We start from the raw sequence: 14,307 nt of genomic DNA, 5'->3' as shown, positions 1-14,307 counted from the left end.
CCCAGGGCGCTCAGCCAGGGGATACCGACGTTGCAATTCGTGTTTGAAGACTACGTGCTCGATCAGGAGCGCCGGGAACTGACCCTGCGCGGGCAAGTCGTGGCCATCGGGCCGCAAGTCTTCGATCTGTTGCTGGAACTGGTCACCAACCGCGATCGCGTCGTCAGCAAGGACGACCTGCTCGAGGCGGTGTGGGGCGGCCGGATCGTCTCGGAGTCCACTATCACCAGCCACATCAATGCGGTTCGCAAGGCCATCGGCGATACCGGCGAGGAACAGCGCCTCGTGCGCACGGTCGCGCGCAAGGGTTACCGCTTCGTCGGCGAGATCAGGGTCAGCGAAATCGGGGCAGCGCGAGCGCCCGACGGGCCAGGCATCGGCGAAAACGCGCCCGTCGAGCAGACGGAAGCGCCTCCCTCCGCGCTGGTCCTTCCGGACAAGCCCTCCATCACTGTCCTGCCCTTCCAGAACCTCGGCGGTGATCCGGAGCAGGACTATTTCGCCGACGGCGTGGTGGAGGACATCATCGCCGCCCTGTCGCGTATCCGCTGGCTGTTCGTCATCGCGCGCAATTCGAGCTTCACCTACAAGGGCCAGGCGGTGGACATCAAGGACGTCGGCCAGGAGCTCGGCGTGCGCTACGTGCTGGAAGGCAGCGTGCGCAAGTCCGGCAACAAGGTGCGCATCACCGGGCAGCTGATCGAAGCGACGACCGGGACCCATATCTGGGCGGAGCGCTTCGAAGGCATGCTCGACGACATCTTCGAACTCCAGGACCAGATCGCCGAAAGCGTCGTCGGCGCGATCGCGCCGCAGCTCGAACGGGCGGAAATCGAGCGCGCCAAGCGCAAGCCCACGGAAAGCCTGGACGCCTACGACTATTACCTGCGCGGCACGGCGAAACTGCACAGCGGAACCCGGGAAGCCATCGACGAGGCGCTGCCGCTGTTCTACAAGGCCACCGAGCTCGATCCGGAGTTCGCCTCGGCCTATGGCATGGCGGCCTGGTGCCACTTCTGGCGCAAGGTGAATGGCTGGATGACCGATCGACCGCGAGAGATCGCCGAGGGCGCGCGGCTCGCACGCCTGGCGGTGGAGCTCGGCCGCGATGATGCGGTGGCGCTGACGCGAGGCGGACATGCACTGGGCCATCTCGCCGGCGATATCGACGGCGGCATCGCCCTCCTCGACCGGGCACGCCTGCTCAATCCCAACCTCGCCCCCGCCTGGTTCCTCGGCGGTATCCTGCGCGCCCTGCGCGGCGAAACGGACGCCGCGATCGAGAATCTGGCGCATGCCGCTCGCTTGAGTCCGCTGGATCCGGAAATGTTCAGGATGCAGGTCGGGATGGCGCTCGCGCATTTCTTCGCCGGGCGCTTCGATACCGCTTCGGCCTGGGCGGAAAAGGCCCTGGGGAGCCTGCCCAGTCTCCTGGCCCCGGCTGCCCTGGTGGCGGCCAGTCATGCGCTCAGCGGGCGAATGGACAAAGCGGAGCAGGCGATGCAGCGCCTACGCGAGCTGGATCCATCCTTGCGCGTCTCCAACCTGAAGGACTGGCTGCCAATCCAACGGCCCGAGGATCTCGCGCGGTTCGCGGATGGACTGCGGCTGGCCGGGTTGCCCGAGTGACGGCGGGCCGTTTGGCCCTTGCCCATGACTCATGGCCATCACCTTCCGCCCTCCAGCATCAAGGGCGAGGGTGTCCGCGTATTTTCAAGCTGACGCGACCGTCCTTGACGTCAGGATTTCCATGCCCCAACGAAGCTCTTACCCAAACCGTTCAAGGCCCGGGTTGTTCAGGAGGAGCGCTCTCGGGCGCCCTTCCCGGCTGGCGGTGAAACGAATACCGGAGGGGGTTCGGCTATGCTCAGGTGAACCGGATCTGCTTCGATCGCATCGCGCAGATCAGTTGTGGGTTGCCCGTGATGTCCCTGGAACGGGCCGCGTGGCAACCTTCCAGCCACTCCAGATGCCTGTCGGAGGGTGGTCTTCTTGCGCAGCCTGCAATCGCTCGAAGCATTCCTCTGGAAGGTCGCGACCTGGCCCGTTTGCTTTCCGCGAACGCTCTGGCGAGTGCTACGCAACCCCATCGCCGTTTCGCTCTATACCCGACGACAGCTCGAGCAGCCGCCTGACCGGCGCTTCAGCGGCATGCTCAGCCCACCGCAGATGCTGGCCCTGTCCATCGTCCTTGCCCATCTCCTCGGCTTCGCCATACCGGATCGACCTTCGCCATTGGTTTCCGGCGAGTTGCCGACGCTGCTGGTGCGCAGCTTCAGCTACGGCCTGTACGCGCTGATGCCGGCCATGGCCATGCTGCGGGTGCGACGAGTCCGCGTGAGCCGCACCACCCTGCGCGAGCCCTTCTATATCCAGTGCTACCTGGCCGCCCCTCTTTCCATCGTGCTGATCGCGGCCAACCTGCTGGCGGGCATCCAGGTCGCGCTGGCGATGTTGCTCACCATCCTCGCCTGCATCTGGTACCTGTTCTCGCAGATCGCCCTGCTGCGCCGGCTCCTCGACTTGCCCCTGCTGCCGGCCACCTTCATCGCCATTTCCAGGTTCGTCGTCGCCACCCTGATCGTCCTGGCCCTGATGGATCTGCTGCGGTCCACCTCCGTTACGCATATCGGTTAACCAACGCAACTCCATGTCTGGGGGCATACCGATCTGTCGCACTTCAATAAGCAGTTTCTGCACGCCCATGGCGTGTTGCCGTCAAATTGGCGAGCGCAAGAAAGCGCAAGACCAACCGGCCCTGAGCGCTGGTTAACCCTTCAGCGCAGCTTCGATCGCGGCGATATCAATCTTTTGCATGCCCATCATCGCTTCGAACGCGCGCTTGGCCGCTGTTCGATCAGGATTGGTAATGGCGGCCGTCAATACGCGTGGTGTGATCTGCCACGAGAGGCCCCATTTGTCCTTGCACCATCCGCATGCGCTTTCCTGGCCACCATGACCGATGATTGCGTTCCACAAGCGATCGGTCTCGGCCTGGTCATCGGTCGCAACCTGGAACGAGAATGCCTCGTTATGTTTGAACGCCGGCCCTCCGTTCAGACCAAGGCAAGGGATGCCCATCACCGTGAACTCGACTGTCAAGACATCGCCCTGCTTGCCGGCAGGATAGTCGCCAGGCGCGCGATGGACAGCGCCCACCACACTGTCCGGGAACGTCTCGGCATAGAACGTCGCAGCATCCAACGCAGTGCCGTCATACCAGAGGCATATCGTGTTTTTGCTGATCATCCTGGTTCTCCACGATTGGTAGTGGTCATGGATTCTAGCCGCGCAGCCAGCCTGTCGCTTCCCGGCCCGAAGCTGCCGGTGATAGCAGGCAGAAACCGGCCAGCAGCGGGCATTCGATAAAATAATCGACTCCTTTCTGTCCCAGACAGCCGGATTTGCGACTACCGTTCCAGTTGTTTCGTCTTCACATCCGCACTAGCCCCAACGCTACTAAACATTACCCCCGGGACCTGTCGTCATGGTGCATGAGCCTCTGAACTCCGCTCCCTCGCAAACAGCGCGCTGCAGGGCAGAAGAGGACTTTGGTGAGCAATGGTGCCTCAAACAGTTTTACTAATCGGCGTCCTATTGGCAGAAGCTTCATTGGCAGCTGACGCTTACCCGCCCGACGTTGCGCAATTCATTGAGCGTCGCGAGTTGTGTGAGCATTTCCGTCAAGAGCCGTGGCCAGAGGGGCGATCAGTCGAAGAAAAGGAACGCAGAGCGTTCATTGCCAGCCAGCTTGAGCGTTATTGCAAAGGTTCCGATCAAGCTATTGGAGAATTGAAGAAGAAATACGTTAACAACCGGAGGGTGACGGATCGGCTGAAAAGATACGAGATAAATATTGAATGGCAGCAATGAAACGCTCGTATTCTGACTGCCAACATACCGAACTTGCGTTAATGGCTCGTTCGCTTCTCACACTGGATGTGGCTAAAGCCTGTTCGACCGAGCGTTTGACAATGGCTGCAGTGGATCGATTTCAGCCGGCTCCAGCAGGCAGTCTTTGGCCGACTTCTACCCGCATCTACCGGTAGCAACGACGGCGAAAGCAACCACTTCGCCTGCACCCGCTGCGCCCTCCCCTTGCCCTGCTGCTGCTCCATCCCTATCCTGCCCCGGCCACGGTCAATCCCGTGGCCGGGTTTGACAGCCCAATCATCAGGCGCGAGTGCGCCGCAAGGTGCATGCGAAAAACGGCGAACGTTTTTTGCAGGCTCTTGCTCGCATGCAGCTTTTAGCTGCACTGCTCCATGGCGGATCGCGCGGGGAGACCCTCGGGTCTGCCGGTTCCTGATGCCGGTCTGTCAACCCTGCGCGGTCTGCCACCCTTCGAATGACAGCGAATGGTGGCAGCTTCCTAACTCATCAGGAGCTTCGCCATGCATGACGCATACACCCCTCTCGTTTTCTACCGCCACAACCAGCGCCTGCGCACCGTGATGATCGGCAACCAACCCTGGTTCGTCGCCCATGACTTCGCCCAGTTGATTGGTGCCCGCCATCCCCGCCGATTGATTAGCGCCCTGGCCCCGCACGAGCAGCGGTCCGTGCTGCTGGAGTACACCAATGGCTTCCGTGAGGAGGTGGAGGCGATCAACGATGCCGGCGCGTACAAGGCGCTGTATCGCTTCGCCCGGCCTGATCATGGCGATATCGGCCGATGGCTGAGCGAGGTGCTGGTGCCGACGCTGCATGACTATCACCGTGACCCGGACGCGACGCCGCGACGCGCCTTCATGAGTTGGGCCGACCGGCAGATCGGGGTGGTGAAGTGGCAGGGGGAGTTGTGGATTGCCTGGCGGGATTTGCCGACGTTCATGGCTGTTCCCGGATTGCATCCGGGCTACAGGCCGTAGGGTGGACAGCGCTCTTCTGTCCACCAGCGTCGCCAGGCCGAACACCGATGGTGGATCGGTGAAGCGTGATCCACCCTACGACTGAGCCCTGCGACGCCTGGTGGAGTGGGGTTTTGTGGTTTTTTGCCCTCTCCCCGCCTCTCTCCCGCGAGCGGGAAAGGGAGCTGTCCGTGCGGAATGGGTAGGTCGTAGCCGGTCCAAGGGGGCAACTGCGTTGCCCTTGGCGAATGAATTCGCCCCCACAAGGTTTCGTGGCCCAACGGGGCAATTCTGTGGGAGCGAATTCATTCGCGAAAGGGCCGCGCAGGCCGTAGGGTGGACAGCGCTCTTCTGTCCACCAGCGTCGGCCAGGCCGAACACCGATGGTGGATCGGTGAAGCGTGATCCACCCTACAATCCGTGCAGGAGTCAGCCTTGGCGGGGCCCTGTGGAAGCGAATTCATTCGCGATTGAAATCGCTCCCACAAGTTGGGTCAGCCGAACACCACCACCGTCTGCCGGCTCATCGCCACCAGCTCGCCGGTGGGGGTCCACAGGGCCGCCACCGCGTGGCCGTAGCCGTCGCGGGCATGCTCGATGCGTGCGAGGTATTTGCACCAGTCATGGGTATCCAGCTGCGGCAGCGGCTGGACGAACTCGATGGTCCAGGTCAGGGTGCTGCCGGGCGCGGGCGCCGGCAGGTGGGGGACGGTGGCCGGAGGCCAGGCATCCACCAGTGCCAGCAGATGGGCCTCGCCGAGCGGTTCCTTGTCCACCTGGCCGCGGAAACGCACCCAGCCGCCCATCTCGCGTTCGCGGCTGTTGGAAAACGGCATCCCGCCGATACCCCAGCGCATGGCCAGGTGACGGGTGAACTCCGGGGTCACGCCCTGGACATAGGGCAGTTCGAAGCAGTCTTCCGGCCCCTTCATCTCGGGGGCGGGCTCGGCGTCCATGCGCACCACCGACTGGCGCGAGCCACCGAAGCTGCCCTGCACCAGGGCCACCACCTGGCCCTTCTGCAGGACGCGGCAGAACACCTGGCTCACGGCCTTGCCTTCGCGCAGCAACTCAGCCTCGAAATTGGCCGGAACCTCCGGCTCCAGCGGCCCGACGAAGGTGGTCGCCAGGGAACGCACCGGCCGGCCCGCTTCGACTTTCGCCTTCATGGCTTCGAAGGCCAGGGCCGCGACGACGCCACCGAACACCGCCCGTCCCTGCCCCCAGGTCGCGGGCACCACCACTTCGGCGGGATTGCTGCGAGCCGCCTGGATCAATTCGGAAAAGTTCATCGGGAATCCCTGTCATCAATCACTAGGCGGCGATCTTATGGCATTGCCTCGCTCCCTCGAAAGCCGCACGGCAGGGCTGCCGCGCCAAGGCGCAGGGGAAAAACGCCAAGGGCGGCTCAGCCCAGCTGCCGGAGCAGCTTCTCCAGGACCCGGTCCGAGCGCACTTCGGCGGCGTGCATGGCCACCTGCCAGGCCCGCACCCGGGGCCGCAAGTCCGGCTCCAGCCGCGCCCGCGCCAGCCACTGGAAATTGTCATGCCATCTGCCCAGCACGGTTTGCGCCCCCACCAGCAGGCGCAAGGCTTTGGGTGACAGGTCGAGGACGCCCGGATAGGCCTCGAGGCTGTAGCGCATGCGTTTGATCAACAGGCGCAGGCGATGGCGGTCATGGGCTGGGTCGCGCAGGGCCAGTTCCAGACGGCTGCGGTTCTTCGCCAGGGACTTCTCGATGGCCTTGCGCAGCCCCTTCAGCAGTCCTTCCCGATGGGACACCCTCATCAGGTGCGGCCAGGCTTCAAGCACCTGGAACAGGCGCGCCAGCTCGGGGGCCAGGAGGAACTGGGCATAACCGATGCGCAGTCCCTTCTCCCGCTCATGGGTCAGACGATCCAGGCCATGGCTGCGCAACTCGGCGATCAGCACTTCCAGGTCCCGCAGCGGCCCGCTCAGGGTCGCCAGGTCCGCCGCCGCCTGGCTCAGCACATCCGCCGCGGGTTGGCCGCGCAGCGGGCGCAGCAGGCTTCGCAAGCGCCGTGTGGCCACCCGCAGGTCGTGCAACGCCTCTTCATCGGTCCCGGCCTCCATGCGCGCCACGCAGGCACGCAGGCGAATGTCGAGGCGAATGACCGAAGCGATCAGGTCGTCCAGCAATCTGGCCATTTCAGGCTCCCCAGACTTGAGGCCCGGACGCGGGCGGGCGTTCATCTAGCATGGCTCATCGACGCACTGCCCGCAGGCGCCAGGGCAACGCCTTGCGCAAGGCGCGCAACGGAGCGGAAGGGTCGGCCGCTGAACGCCCGGCATAGCGACTGGCCTCGAAGGCGGCGAGGAAGGCGTGAATCTGCGCCGCCTGCCCGGGCAACTCGCGGCTGGCGCGCTCGGCAAAGGCCCTCGGCCCTTCGCCCTTGCCGCGCTCCAGGCCGTGGCGCGCCAGCAGGCGCTCGAATGCCTGGAACTGGCGCAGCTGCGGGTCGCGCTCGCGTCGCCAGGGGGCGAACAGGAAGAGCGCCAGCACCGCCATCAGCAGCCCGCCCGCCCCGACCAGGCCAAGGCCCAGCAGGCGACTGTCCAGGTTGCCGAACCAGCGTCGCAGCAGTTCCACCTGGACCTCACCCTGATAGCCCAGCACCCAGCGCTGCCAGCCGTAGTTGAGGTTGTCCCAGGCCAGCCGCAGGTCGTTCAGCAAAGTCAGCTGGCGGTAGCGCAATGGCGACAGGGGCGCCCCCTCGAGGAAACTCCGCTCGCCGGCCAGCGCCTCTTCCAGGCCTCGCTCGATGCGGCTCGGCGCCACCTGGAAGGTCGGATCGACGCTGGTCCAGCCTCGCCCGGGAAGCCAGTACTCCACCCAGGCATGGGCATCGAACTGATGCACCAGCACATAGTTGCCCGCCGGGTTCAGCTCGCCCCCCTGGTAACCCGCCACCACCCGCGCGGGAATGCCGGCCGCGCGCAGGACGAAGGTCATGGCGCCGGCGTAATGGGCGCAGAAACCGCGACGACTGTCGAAGAGAAAGGCGTCGATGCTGTCCTCCCCGAGCCTGGGCGGTTTCAGGGTGTAGACGTAGGGTTCGCGGTGGAAATGCGCCAGCACGGCATCCACCAGTTGAAGGGGGTCCTTGTGGCGCTGCTTGAGTTCCTGCGCCCAGGCACGCGTGCGTGCGTCACCCCGGGGCGGCAGCTGCAGCGCCCGGCGCAATGCCAGCGGATTGCCGTCGGGCTCGCGCACCGCCTGCGGCCAGGAGGTGACCTGGTAGAGCAGCGAACGGTTGACCGGCCGACGTCCTTCCAGGCGGAAGTCGGCCATGGTGCGCACGCCCTCCTCCTGCGTCTGCGCCACGTCCAGGCCGAACAACCAGGGCTTGCCGCTGGGTTGCATGACGATGCTGTAGCGCAGCGGCTCTCCAGCCTTGCGCCAATCCGCGACGAGCTCCCGTTCGTAGCCCATGGACTGGGACCAGCGGCGCCCATCGAAGCGTTCCAGGGTCAGGGCACGCCAGTAGAGCTGGCTGACGGGCGGCACCGGGCCCTCGAAGCTGGCGCGGAAGGCCAGTTCGTCGGAGCGGCTGAGTTCGGCGATATCCGCCGGACTCATGCTGTCGGAAAGCCCGGTGATGCCCTGGTCGTTCGGCAGCGGCAACGACCAGAGCGGCCCCAGGCGCGGGAAGAACAGGAACAGCAGGAGCATCAGCGGCACCGCCTGCAGCAGCAGGTTGCCGGCGGCCTTCAGCGGTACCAGCGGCCGTTCGGCGAAGGGGCTCTGCTGCAACCCCACCAGGGCCGCCAGCAACGCACAGAGTGGCAACAGGCTGTAGAGGGCGGCCAGCATGCCGTCGTTGAACAGGTAGGCGGTGACCTGGGTGAAGAAACCCAGCAGGATCAGCACCAACGCATCGCGCTGGCTGCGCAACTCCACGAGTTTGAGGATGAACACCGCCACCAGCAGCACCACCGCGGCTTCCAGCCCCACCAGGGTGCCCCGCGAAACGAACACGCCAAGCGCCACGGCGAGGATCAGCGCCGCCTTGACCGGAGCGCGGGGGTACTGGGCACGCATGCGGAAGATCTGGATGCGCCAGGCGGCGCAGCCCAGCCACATGGCGATGATCCATAAGGGCAGGTGCAACAGATGCGGCAGGATCACCAGCACCTGGGCCACCAGCAGCCAGGTCAGGCCGATCCGGGTGATGGGCTGGCCGGCCTTCATTTCGGCGTCCCGAACAGTGCGAGCGCGCGCAGGCAAGCCTCGCGGTGGGCGTCACCGATATCCGGTGCCAGCTCTTCGCCGCGCAGGCGCAAGCCGAACGGCTGGCCGCGGGCGGAAAAATGCAGCACCCAGTGGCAGAGCAGCCCCAGACGCTGCTCCAGTCCGCCCTCCAGCTGCTCCAGGTCGAGCCAGAGATTTCGCCCGGCAAGCGCGGCGAACTCCTTGACGAACAGGCCCTGGCCCCGCGAATAGGCCTTCCAGTGCAGGCGCCGGCGCGAATCGCCCGGCTGGTAGGCGCGTAGCCCCTGGTAGTCGTCCGCCCCGGCGCCCAGCACGTGCTGACCTTCGTCATCATCCTCATCGCCCTGGCCGGCCATCAGCGGCAGGTCCCCGGGCTGCGGGCGCGGGTAGACCAGCAAGGCCTGGTCCAGGTCCACCCAGCTCCAGGCCACCAGCAAGCCGAGGGGGAAACGGCTTTCCACCCGCAGGCGCCGCGGCCGCAGCCAACCGCGATGCCGGGTGGGCACATGCAGCTCGACTTCGCAGGTGCCTTGCGCCGGCACGTCCTGTACCTGCATCGGCAGCGGCGGCCAGCCGATCGCGACGGCCTGGTGCTCGCGCCGCGCACTTTCGAGGACGACCCGGAAGTGCGCCTGCTCGCCGAGAAAGACCGGCGCGCCCCCCGCGGCCTTGAGGGTCAGCCCGGAAAGGTTGCGAAAGGTGTGCAGGATGGCCACCAGGAACACCGAGACCAGCAGGAAGGTCAGCGCGTAGGCCAGGCTGTTCTGGTAGTTGATGGCCACCAGCAGCATGGGCACCAGCGCCAGCCCGAAGGCGGCGCCCGCGCGGCTGGGCAGGATGAAGATCCGCCGCTGGTCGAGGCGCACCTGGGCGGCCGGGGGAATCCGCCGGTCCAGCCAGCGGTCGACCTGGAGTTCGAGCATCAGAGCGCCGGCACTTCGCGCAACAGCCACTGCACCAGGGCGCCGCCGCCGTGGCCGGACGGGTCGGCGCGCTCGCGCAGGCGGTGGCCGACCACCGAGGGCAGCACGGCCTGGACATCCTCGGGGATCACATAGTCGCGCCCCGCCAGCAGGGCCCAGGCGCGGGCCGCGGAGAGCAGCGCCAGGCTGGCCCGGGGCGAGAGGCCCCAGGCGAATTGCGGCTGGCTGCGGGTGGCGTCCACCAGTCGCAGGACGTAGTCCACCAGGGCGTCACGGGCCACCACCTTCGGCACTTCCGCCTGGATCAGCCCCAGCTCGGCATGGCTGAAGACGGGCTCCAGGCGCGGCAGCAGCTCGCGGCGCGCCGCCCCCTGGAGCAGCGCCTTCTCCGCCGCCTTGGCCGGGTAGCCGAGGGAAAGGCGCATGAGGAAGCGGTCCAGCTGCGACTCCGGCAGGGCGAAGGTGCCCCCCTGGCTGGCCGGGTTCTGGGTGGCGATGACGAAGAAGGGTTCCGGCAACGGGCGGGTGGCGCCTTCGATGGTCACCTGCCCTTCCTCCATGGCCTCGAGCAAGGCGCTCTGGCTCTTGGGGGTGGCGCGGTTGATCTCGTCGGCCAGCACCAGTTCGGCGAACACCGGGCCGGGGTGGAAGACGAACTGGCTGCTGTCCTTGTCGAACACCGAGGTACCGAGGATGTCCCCGGGGAGCAGGTCCGAGGTGAACTGGATGCGCTGGAAGCTCAGCCCCAGCACCTTGGCCAAGGCATGGCCCAGGGTGGTCTTGCCCATGCCGGGCAGGTCTTCGATCAGCAGGTGCCCACGGGCCAGCAGGCAGGTCAGGGCCAGGCGCACCTGCGCTTCCTTGCCCAGCAGCACCTGGTTCACCGCGTGCAGGCAGGCATCCAGTTTGTTTCGCATTCGTCGCTCCCTGGTCAATGCGACGATGCTACTGGCAGGCCGGGCGACGGCAAAGTGCCCGGCAAACTTTCCTCATGAAACTGTGCGTCAGCTCGCTGTGCCGGCCTCCGCATGCAGGTCGCCGGAGAGAAACGGCGCTCCCTCGCGGAACAGGTGCGGGTAGACGCCGGCCAGATGCTCGAAGAACAGCTGCGCCGGCAGATCGGCGAACTGGCCGTGGTCGGCCAGGTATTCCATATAGCGCTCACCCTGGCGATTGAAGGGATGGAAGACGCTGTCGTGACGGCCATCGAACTCCAGGGGCGGAACATCGAAGAGCCGGCACAGGGCCAGGTTGAAGGCCGGTGTCGCCTTGACCCAACGCCCGTCGAGGTAAAGCTCGGTGTAGCCATGCATGGCGAACACCTCGCTCTGCAGCAGCTCCAGCAAGCGCGGCGTGGCCAGGTGGTTGCGCACGTCGGCCAGGCCGATGCGCGCGGGGATGCCGCAATGCCGCGCGCAGGCGGCCAGGACTATCGCCTTGGGCACGCAGTAGGACTCACCGGTGGCCAGGGCATGGCTGGCCTTGAGGGTTTGCGGATCGCGACTGAACACATAGGGGTTGTAGCGGATCTCGTCGCGCACCGCGAGGTACAGGCTGACGGCCTGGTCTATGGGGGCGCGGCTGGCACCGCGGTGTTCTTCGGCGAACTCGACCACCAGGGGATGGTCACTATCAACGAAGCGGCCGGGTTCCAGGTAACTTTGCATCGGGGCTTCCTCCTTGTGCATCGGCCCAGTCTAGCGAGGGGCATCCCGGCGGGAAAACGACGATCCGGCCAAGCTCGCCGTCCCTGTCGCCATGGAAGGCGGCTAAGCTCCTGACGGCCGCCGCGCCACCATCAAGGAGGATCGACCATGCTCGTGCTCTGGTTACTCGCCCTGGTCCTGGGCGTCGCCTTGCTGTGCCACCGCCGCACCGCCCCCTTCCCCGCCCTGGGCCTGGTGGCCGGTTATCTCGTGCTGATGGCCCTGTTCAGCGGCGCTCCGGGCTGGCTGCTGCTTCTGCCCTGGCTGCCCTGGCTGGCCGTTGCCCTGCCCCTGGCGCTGCCGGACCTGCGCCGCAAATGGCTCAGTGCGCCGCTGTTCGCCTGGTTCCAGCGGGTGCTGCCGCCAATGTCCGAGACCGAGCGCGATGCCATCGAGGCTGGCACCGTCTGGTGGGACGGCGAGCTGTTCAGCGGCCGCCCGAACTGGCGCCAGTTGCTGGACTACCCCCGCCCGCAGCTGACCGAGGAAGAGCAGGCCTTCCTCGACGGCCCCACCGAAGAACTCTGCGCCATGGTCAGCGACTGGCAAATCGGCCAGCAGCTCGACCTGCCGCCCGAGGCCTGGGCGCACATCAAGCGGCACGGTTTCTTCGCCCTGATCATTCCCGGGGAATATGGCGGCAAGGGTTTTTCCGCCCAGGCCCACTCCCAGGTGGCGATGAAACTGGCCACCCGCAGCGCCGACCTCGCCTCCACCGTCATGGTGCCCAACTCCCTCGGCCCCGCCGAACTGCTGCTGCACTACGGTACCGACCAGCAACGCCAGCACTACCTGCCGCGCCTGGCCCGCGGCGAAGACATCCCCTGCTTCGCCCTCACCGGCCCGCTGGCCGGCTCGGACGCCGGCGCCATGCCGGATGTCGGCATCGTCTGCAAGGGCGAGTGGCAGGGCGAGGAAGTCCTCGGCCTGCGCCTGACCTGGGAAAAGCGCTACATCACCCTCGGCCCCATCGCCACGCTCCTCGGCCTGGCCTTCAAGGCCTATGACCCGGACCACCTGCTGGGCGACGAGGAAGACCTGGGCATCAGCCTGGCCCTGGTGCCCACCGATACCCCCGGGGTGGAAATCGGCCGGCGCCACCTGCCCCTCGGCGCGGCCTTCATGAACGGCCCCAACTCCGGCAAGGACGTGTTCGTGCCGCTGGACTTCGTCATCGGCGGCCGCGCCATGCTCGGCAAGGGCTGGATGATGCTGATGAACTGCCTCTCGGTAGGTCGCTCCATCTCCCTGCCGGCGGCGGCCACCGGAACGGCCAAGTTCACCTGCCTGGTGAGTGGCCAGTACGCGCGCCTCCGCGAGCAGTTCAATGTCCCGCTCGCGGCCTTCGAAGGCATCCAGGAAGCCCTGGCGCGGATCGCCGGCAACGCCTGGCTGATGGACAGCGCGCGCATCCTCACCGCCAGCGCCGTGGACCAGGGCGAGAAGCCCTCGGTGCTCTCGGCCATCCTCAAGTACCACCTCACCGAGCGCGGCCGCGAGTGCATCGGCCACGCCATGGACGTGCACGGCGGCAAGGGCATCATCCTCGGCCCCAACAACTACCTCGGCCGCGCCTGGCAGAGCGCGCCCATTCCCATCACAGTGGAAGGCGCCAACATCCTCTCGCGCAACCTGATGATCTTTGGCCAGGGGGCCATCCGCTGCCATCCGTTCTTACTCGCGGAAATGGCCCTGGCCAGCGATGAAGACCGGAATCGGGCGCTGACGGAATTCGACCGGCTGCTGCTCAAGCACATCGGCTTCGCCGCAGGCAATGCTGCCAGCAGCCTGCTCCTCGGGCTGAGCCTCGGACGCCTCGGCGATGCGCCGGGGGACAACCTCTGCCGTCCCTATTTCCGTGCCCTCGACCGCCTGGCCGCCGCCTTCGCCCTGCTGGCCGACTGCAGCATGCTGCTGCTCGGCGGCGAACTGAAACGCCGCGAGCGGCTGTCGGCGCGCCTCGGTGACGCCCTGAGCTATCTCTATCTGGCGTCCGCCGCCCTCAAGCGCTACCACGACCGCGACTACGCCGAGCACCTGCAACCGCTGCTGCGCTGGGCCCTGGAGGAATGCCTGGGCAAGGCCGAGCAGGCCCTGGACGGGCTGCTGGACAACTTCCCCAACGCGCTGATGGGCGGCCTGCTGCGGGTACTGGTGTTCCCCCTCGGCCGCCGCCATCCCGGCCCTTCGGACAAGCTGGACGCCGAAGTGGCCGGGGTGATCGGCCGCGACCGCGGCGATCCGGCCCTGGAAGAGCTGCTCGCCGGCTGCCATCGCCCGCAATCGGCCGAGGACCCGGTAGCGGCCCTGCAGCGGGCCATCGACCTCGCCAATGCCGGCCAGCCCGCCCGGCACAAGCTGCAACAGGCGCTGAAGCAAGGCCTGCTGCCCCCGGCGCCGGGCGAGGACGCCATAGCAGTTGGGCTGGCCGCTGGCGTGCTGGATGCGGCGGAAGCGGAACAGCTGCGCGACGCCGAAACGGCCCGGCGCAAGGTCATCGACGTCGACGACTTCGCCAAGGAAGAGTTGCAGCCCGCCCCCGGCAAGACCCGTTGAGCCCGCGGGCAGGACAGCGGGCGCCGGGGGCCTTATA

At 66.5% G+C, this 14,307-nt stretch carries 12 protein-coding genes; 5 read left to right on the top strand and 7 right to left on the bottom strand.

Annotated features, from left to right (window positions below; translation table 11 throughout):
• The first annotated feature begins 30 nt into the window (after positions 1-30).
• Positions 31-1,629, top strand: coding sequence for a winged helix-turn-helix domain-containing tetratricopeptide repeat protein (locus ACFPU0_RS28010; protein WP_377696562.1), 1,599 nt, complete (start codon positions 31-33; stop codon positions 1,627-1,629).
• Positions 1,630-2,073: 444 nt separating this feature from the next.
• The gene (locus ACFPU0_RS28005; RefSeq protein WP_377696561.1) at positions 2,074-2,637 is read left to right on the top strand and encodes a hypothetical protein; all 564 of its coding nucleotides are present in this window, start codon (positions 2,074-2,076) and stop codon (positions 2,635-2,637) included.
• Between the two features lie 132 nt (positions 2,638-2,769).
• On the opposite strand, the gene ACFPU0_RS28000 is transcribed toward ACFPU0_RS28005, so the two are convergent.
• Positions 2,770-3,249: a VOC family protein gene (locus ACFPU0_RS28000; RefSeq protein WP_377696560.1), complete on the bottom strand. Its 480-nt coding sequence runs from the start codon at positions 3,247-3,249 to the stop codon at positions 2,770-2,772.
• 312 nt (positions 3,250-3,561) lie between these two features.
• On the opposite strand from ACFPU0_RS28000, the gene ACFPU0_RS27995 reads away from it, so the two are divergent.
• Both ACFPU0_RS27995 and ACFPU0_RS27990 read left to right on the top strand, forming a co-directional pair.
• Positions 3,562-3,873 carry a hypothetical protein gene (locus ACFPU0_RS27995; RefSeq protein WP_377696559.1) on the top strand — a complete coding sequence of 104 codons (312 nt, stop codon included), beginning with the start codon at positions 3,562-3,564 and terminating at the stop codon, positions 3,871-3,873.
• A 521-nt stretch (positions 3,874-4,394) separates the two neighbouring features.
• Positions 4,395-4,871 carry a Bro-N domain-containing protein gene (locus ACFPU0_RS27990; protein WP_377696558.1) on the top strand — a complete coding sequence of 159 codons (477 nt, stop codon included), beginning with the start codon at positions 4,395-4,397 and terminating at the stop codon, positions 4,869-4,871.
• A 473-nt stretch (positions 4,872-5,344) separates the two neighbouring features.
• Here the strand turns inward: ACFPU0_RS27990 and ACFPU0_RS27985 are convergent, their stop codons facing one another.
• The 6 genes from ACFPU0_RS27985 to ACFPU0_RS27960 form a co-directional block, all read right to left on the bottom strand.
• On the bottom strand, positions 5,345-6,142 hold the full coding sequence (locus ACFPU0_RS27985) for an acyl-CoA thioesterase (RefSeq protein ID WP_377696557.1): 798 nt from the start codon (positions 6,140-6,142) through the stop codon (positions 5,345-5,347).
• A gap of 116 nt (positions 6,143-6,258) precedes the next feature.
• On the bottom strand, positions 6,259-7,020 hold the full coding sequence (locus tag ACFPU0_RS27980; protein ID WP_377696556.1) for a CHAD domain-containing protein: 762 nt from the start codon (positions 7,018-7,020) through the stop codon (positions 6,259-6,261).
• Positions 7,021-7,075: 55 nt separating this feature from the next.
• Positions 7,076-9,064, bottom strand: coding sequence for a transglutaminase TgpA family protein (locus tag ACFPU0_RS27975; RefSeq protein WP_377696555.1), 1,989 nt, complete (start codon positions 9,062-9,064; stop codon positions 7,076-7,078).
• Positions 9,061-10,008: a DUF58 domain-containing protein gene (locus tag ACFPU0_RS27970; protein ID WP_377696554.1), complete on the bottom strand. Its 948-nt coding sequence runs from the start codon at positions 10,006-10,008 to the stop codon at positions 9,061-9,063. The genes ACFPU0_RS27975 and ACFPU0_RS27970 overlap by 4 nt, the downstream gene beginning before the upstream one ends.
• On the bottom strand, positions 10,008-10,925 hold the full coding sequence (locus ACFPU0_RS27965) for an AAA family ATPase (RefSeq protein ID WP_377696553.1): 918 nt from the start codon (positions 10,923-10,925) through the stop codon (positions 10,008-10,010). The genes ACFPU0_RS27970 and ACFPU0_RS27965 overlap by 1 nt, the downstream gene beginning before the upstream one ends.
• A gap of 87 nt (positions 10,926-11,012) precedes the next feature.
• Positions 11,013-11,675: a transglutaminase-like domain-containing protein gene (locus ACFPU0_RS27960; RefSeq protein ID WP_377696552.1), complete on the bottom strand. Its 663-nt coding sequence runs from the start codon at positions 11,673-11,675 to the stop codon at positions 11,013-11,015.
• A 147-nt stretch (positions 11,676-11,822) separates the two neighbouring features.
• On the opposite strand from ACFPU0_RS27960, the gene ACFPU0_RS27955 reads away from it, so the two are divergent.
• The gene (locus ACFPU0_RS27955) at positions 11,823-14,270 is read left to right on the top strand and encodes an acyl-CoA dehydrogenase (protein ID WP_377696551.1); all 2,448 of its coding nucleotides are present in this window, start codon (positions 11,823-11,825) and stop codon (positions 14,268-14,270) included.
• Positions 14,271-14,307 lie beyond the last annotated feature (37 nt).

This window comes from Pseudomonas sp. GCM10022186 (genome assembly GCF_042656385.1).
GTDB lineage: Bacteria > Pseudomonadota > Gammaproteobacteria > Pseudomonadales > Pseudomonadaceae > Metapseudomonas.
Note: the sequence above shows the minus strand (reverse complement) of the source record. Positions and strands in the feature narration are given on the sequence as shown.

Coding starts and splice junctions, on each gene's coding strand:
- ACFPU0_RS27990 (WP_377696558.1), top strand. CDS start 4,395: ATGCATGACGCATACACCCCTCTCGTTTTCTACCGCCACAACCAGCGC.
- ACFPU0_RS27955 (WP_377696551.1), top strand. CDS start 11,823: ATGCTCGTGCTCTGGTTACTCGCCCTGGTCCTGGGCGTCGCCTTGCTG.
- ACFPU0_RS27995 (WP_377696559.1), top strand. CDS start 3,562: ATGGTGCCTCAAACAGTTTTACTAATCGGCGTCCTATTGGCAGAAGCT.
- ACFPU0_RS27960 (WP_377696552.1), bottom strand. CDS start 11,675: ATGCAAAGTTACCTGGAACCCGGCCGCTTCGTTGATAGTGACCATCCC.
- ACFPU0_RS27965 (WP_377696553.1), bottom strand. CDS start 10,925: ATGCGAAACAAACTGGATGCCTGCCTGCACGCGGTGAACCAGGTGCTG.
- ACFPU0_RS27980 (WP_377696556.1), bottom strand. CDS start 7,020: ATGGCCAGATTGCTGGACGACCTGATCGCTTCGGTCATTCGCCTCGAC.
- ACFPU0_RS27985 (WP_377696557.1), bottom strand. CDS start 6,142: ATGAACTTTTCCGAATTGATCCAGGCGGCTCGCAGCAATCCCGCCGAA.
- ACFPU0_RS27970 (WP_377696554.1), bottom strand. CDS start 10,008: ATGCTCGAACTCCAGGTCGACCGCTGGCTGGACCGGCGGATTCCCCCG.
- ACFPU0_RS28000 (WP_377696560.1), bottom strand. CDS start 3,249: ATGATCAGCAAAAACACGATATGCCTCTGGTATGACGGCACTGCGTTG.
- ACFPU0_RS27975 (WP_377696555.1), bottom strand. CDS start 9,064: ATGAAGGCCGGCCAGCCCATCACCCGGATCGGCCTGACCTGGCTGCTG.